This window comes from Furfurilactobacillus milii, assembly GCF_009864005.1.
In the GTDB taxonomy this organism is placed as follows: domain Bacteria; phylum Bacillota; class Bacilli; order Lactobacillales; family Lactobacillaceae; genus Furfurilactobacillus; species Furfurilactobacillus rossiae_B.
The window spans coordinates 1-5,136 of sequence record NZ_WEZQ01000022.1 but is presented as its reverse complement, the minus strand read 5'-3'; the positions used below and the strand labels follow the sequence as shown (position 1 = coordinate 5,136).

Below are 5,136 nucleotides of genomic sequence, written 5' to 3'. Positions count from 1 at the left end.
GTAGATCTTTGAAAACTGAACAACGTTTCGACGAATCAAATGTGTAGGGTCTTTGAACGAAAGTTCGAAGCAATTACAATTGTGAAGTCAATTCACTTTATAACCAAGTAACAACAAAACAAGAGCTATTTCAAATAACTCATTAATTTGAGAGTTTGATCCTGGCTCAGGATGAACGCTGGCGGCGTGCCTAATACATGCAAGTCGAACGCACTTCGGTTTTTGATTGACGGTGCTTGCACCAGATTGACGAGACATTGAAGTGAGTGGCGAACGGGTGAGTAACACGTGGGTAACCTGCCCTAAAGTGGGGGATAACATTTGGAAACAGATGCTAATACCGCATAACAACGAAAACCACATGGTTTTCGCTTGAAAGATGGTTTCGGCTATCACTTTAGGATGGACCCGCGGTGCATTAGCTAGTTGGTAAGGTAACGGCTTACCAAGGCAATGATGCATAGCCGAGCTGAGAGGCTGATCGGCCACATTGGGACTGAGACACGGCCCAGACTCCTACGGGAGGCAGCAGTAGGGAATCTTCCACAATGGGCGCAAGCCTGATGGAGCAACGCCGCGTGAGTGAAGAAGGGTTTCGGCTCGTAAAACTCTGTTGTTAAAGAAGAACGTATCTGAGAGTAACTGTTCAGATAGTGACGGTATTTAACCAGAAAGCCACGGCTAACTACGTGCCAGCAGCCGCGGTAATACGTAGGTGGCAAGCGTTATCCGGATTTATTGGGCGTAAAGGGAGTGCAGGCGGTTATTTAAGTCTGATGTGAAAGCCTTCGGCTTAACCGGAGAAGGGCATCGGAAACTGGATAACTTGAGTGCAGAAGAGGGTAGTGGAACTCCATGTGTAGCGGTGGAATGCGTAGATATATGGAAGAACACCAGTGGCGAAGGCGGCTACCTAGTCTGTAACTGACGCTGAGGCTCGAAAGCATGGGTAGCAAACAGGATTAGATACCCTGGTAGTCCATGCCGTAAACGATGAATACTAGGTGTTAGGGGGTTTCCGCCCCTTAGTGCCGCAGCTAACGCAATAAGTATTCCGCCTGGGGAGTACGACCGCAAGGTTGAAACTCAAAGGAATTGACGGGGACCCGCACAAGCGGTGGAGCATGTGGTTTAATTCGAAGCTACGCGAAGAACCTTACCAGGGCTTGACATCTTCTGCTAATCCGAGAGATCGGACGTTCCCTTCGGGGACGGAAAGACAGGTGGTGCATGGTTGTCGTCAGCTCGTGTCGTGAGATGTTGGGTTAAGTCCCGCAACGAGCGCAACCCTTATGATTAGTTGCCAGCATTAAGTTGGGCACTCTAATGAGACTGCCGGTGACAAACCGGAGGAAGGTGGGGACGACGTCAAATCATCATGCCCCTTATGTCCTGGGCTACACACGTGCTACAATGGATGGTACAACGAGCAGCGAAGTCGCGAGGCCAAGCAAATCTCTTAAAGCCATTCTCAGTTCGGACTGTAGGCTGCAACTCGCCTACACGAAGTCGGAATCGCTAGTAATCGCGGATCAGCATGCCGCGGTGAATACGTTCCCGGGTCTTGTACACACCGCCCGTCACACCATGAGAGTTTGTAACACCCAAAGTCGGTGGGGTAACCTTCGGGAGCCAACCGCCTAAGGTGGGACAGATGATTAGGGTGAAGTCGTAACAAGGTAGCCGTAGGAGAACCTGCGGCTGGATCACCTCCTTTCTAAGGAAACAAATCGGAACCTTACACATTAGTGGAAACGTTGTTCAGTTTTGAGGGATTTACCTCACACCATGTCAGACGATGACATGGGGGATTAGCTCAGATGGGAGAGCGGCATCTGCTTGCAGATGAATGACAGTGGTTCAAGCCCATTATCCTCCAATCGGTCACGGAAGTGACCAACCTGAAACGTTGTACATTGAAAACTGAATCATGATTCTTTTTATTATTTAAACCGAGAACACCGCGTTTTTGAGTTTTTTAACAAGTTAAATTGTTTATCGCTAAACTCATAACCGCAGTTCGTATGAACTGTTAGGTTAAGTTATAAAGGGCGCACGGTGGATGCCTTGGCACTAGGAGCCGATGAAGGACGGGACTAACACCGATATGCTTCGGGGAGCTGTAAGTAAGCTTTGATCCGGAGATTTCCGAATGGGGAAACCCAATCAGTTTAACCGCTGATTATCACTAGGGGAATACATACTCTAGTTGAAGGTAGACGTTGTGAACTGAAACATCTAAGTAGCAACAGGAGCAGAAAGAAAAATCGATTCCCTAAGTAGCGGCGAGCGGACGGGGAACAGCCCAAACCAAGCTGCTTGCAGTTTGGGGTTGTAGGACTGAACATTTGAGTTACCAAAGACCTTGATAGTCGAAGACGTTGGGAAACGTCGCCATAGGGTGTGAGAGCCACGTAGACGAAATCAAAGTCCCTCAGTTCAGGATCCTGAGTACGGCGGAGCACGTGAAATTCCGTCGGAATTTGCGGGGACCATCCCGTAAGGCTAAATACTCCCTAGTGACCGATAGTGGACCAGTACCGTGAGGGAAAGGTGAAAAGCACCCCGGAAGGGGAGTGAAATAGTTCCTGAAACCGTGTGCCTACAAGTAGTTAGAGCCCGTTAATGGGTGATAGCGTGCCTTTTGTAGAATGAACCGGCGAGTTACGTTAACATGCAAGGTTAAGGTGGAAAGACCGGAGCCGTAGCGAAAGCGAGTCTGAAATGGGCGACTAAGTATGTTGAAGTAAACCCGAAACCAGGTGACCTACCCATGTGCAGGCTGAAAGTGCGGTAATACGCACCGGAGGGCCGAACCCGTGTCTGTTGAAAAAGGCTGGGATGACGTGTGGGTAGCGGTGAAATTCCAAACGAACTTGGAGATAGCTGGTTCTCTCCGAAATAGCTTTAGGGCTAGCCTCGGATGAATCATCATGGAGGTAGAGCACTGTTTGAACTAGGGGCCCGTCATGGGTTACTGAATTCAGATAAACTCCGAATGCCATTGATGTGTTATCCGGGAGTCAGACGATGAGTGATAAGATCCACCGTCGAAAGGGGAACAGCCCAGATCACCAGTTAAGGTCCCTAAATATATGCTAAGTGGAAAAGGATGTGGAGTTGCACAGACAACTAGGATGTTGGCTCAGAAGCAGCCACCATTTAAAGAGTGCGTAATAGCTCACTAGTCGAGTGATTCTGCGCCGAAAATGTACCGGGGCTAAGCATATTACCGAAACTGTGGGTGCCACGTAAGTGGCGCGATAGGAGAGCGTTCTATGGGCGGTGAAGCCAGATCGTAAGGACTGGTGGAGCGCATAGAAGTGAGAATGCCGGTATGAGTAGCGAAAGATCAGTGAGAATCTGATCCACCGAATGACTAAGGTTTCCTGGGGAAGGCTCGTCCACCCAGGGTTAGTCGGGACCTAAGGCGAGGCCGAAAGGCGTAGTCGATGGAAAACAGGTTGAGATTCCTGTACTAGTTAAACTTGTTTGAACAATGGAGGGACGCAGAAGGCTAAACGATCCGGACGATTGGAAATGTCCGGTCAAGCAGTGAGGTGTGAGATGAGTTAAATGCTTGTTTCTTTAACATTGAGCTGTGACGAGGACCGAAATTTAAGTAGGGAAGTCGTTGATGTCACGCTGCCGAGAAAAGCTTCTAGTTAGAGTTTAATTACCCGTACCGCAGACCGACACAGGTAGTCGAGGAGAGTATCCTCAGGTGAGCGAGTGAACTCTCGTTAAGGAACTCGGCAAAATGACCCCGTAACTTCGGAATAAGGGGTGCTGCACGCAAGTGTAGCCGCAGTGAAAAGGCCCAGGCGACTGTTTATCAAAAACACAGGTTTCTGCAAAATCGTAAGATGACGTATAGGGGCTGACGCCTGCCCAGTGCTGGAAGGTTAAAAGGATGGGTTAGCGTAAGCGAAGCTCAGAATTGAAGCCCCAGTGAACGGCGGCCGTAACTATAACGGTCCTAAGGTAGCGAAATTCCTTGTCGGGTAAGTTCCGACCCGCATGAAAGGCGTAACGATCTGGGCACTGTCTCAACGAGAGACTCGGTGAAATTATATTACCCGTGAAGATGCGGGTTACCCGCGACAGGACGGAAAGACCCCATGGAGCTTTACTGTAGCTTGATATTGGGTGTCTGTATAACTTGTACAGGATAGGTAGGAGCCGTAGAGCTCGGGACGCTAGTCTCGAAGGAGGCAACCGTGGGATACTACCCTTGTTATACGGCCACTCTAACCCGCGCCACTTAGCGTGGCGGGAGACAGTGTCAGGTAGGCAGTTTGACTGGGGCGGTCGCCTCCTAAAAGGTAACGGAGGCGCCCAAAGGTTCCCTCAAAATGGTTGGAAATCATTTGTAGAGTGTAAAGGCACAAGGGAGCTTGACTGTGAGACAGACAGGTCGAGCAGGGACGAAAGTCGGGCTTAGTGATCCGGTGGTACCGTATGGAAGGGCCATCGCTCAACGGATAAAAGCTACCCTGGGGATAACAGGCTCATCTCCCCCAAGAGTCCACATCGACGGGGAGGTTTGGCACCTCGATGTCGGCTCATCGCATCCTGGGGCTGTAGTCGGTCCCAAGGGTTGGGCTGTTCGCCCATTAAAGCGGTACGCGAGCTGGGTTCAGAACGTCGTGAGACAGTTCGGTCCCTATCCGTCGCGGGCGCAGGAAATTTGAGAGGAGCTGTCCTTAGTACGAGAGGACCGGGATGGACATACCGCTGGTGTACCAGTTGTGCCGCCAGGCGCATCGCTGGGTAGCTATGTATGGATGAGATAAACGCTGAAAGCATCTAAGTGTGAAACTCGCCTCGAGATGAGATTTCCCATTCCTATATGGAAGTAAGACCCCTCAGAGATGATGAGGTAGATAGGCTAGAAGTGGAAGTGTGGCGACACATGGAGCGGACTAGTACTAATCGGTCGAGGACTTAACCACGAAGTGGTGGTCCGGTTAAAGAAAAGAAGATCATGATTCAGTTTTGAGTGGATAACGCTCAGAGTGTGGTGATGATGGCACGAAGGATACACCCGTTCCCATGCCGAACACGGAAGTTAAGCTTCGTCGCGCCAAGAGTAGTTGGGGGATCGCTCCCTGCGAGGGTAGGTCGTCGCCATGC

1 tRNA gene and 3 rRNA genes are annotated in these 5,136 nt (G+C 50.2%); all 4 read left to right on the top strand.

The annotated features are described in order from the left end of the window. Nucleotides 1–143 precede the first annotated feature (143 nt). Nucleotides 144–1,717: ribosomal RNA gene (locus GB993_RS11660) — 16S ribosomal RNA — on the top strand. 88 nt (nucleotides 1,718–1,805) lie between these two features. Beyond that, nucleotides 1,806–1,879 (top strand) — tRNA-Lys (locus GB993_RS11655). Nucleotides 1,880–2,035: 156 nt separating this feature from the next. Further along, nucleotides 2,036–4,955: ribosomal RNA gene (locus tag GB993_RS11650) — 23S ribosomal RNA — on the top strand. 64 nt (nucleotides 4,956–5,019) lie between these two features. After that, a 5S ribosomal RNA gene (rrf, locus tag GB993_RS11645) occupies nucleotides 5,020–5,136 on the top strand. Together the 16S, 23S and 5S rRNA genes with 1 tRNA gene alongside form the textbook arrangement of a ribosomal RNA operon.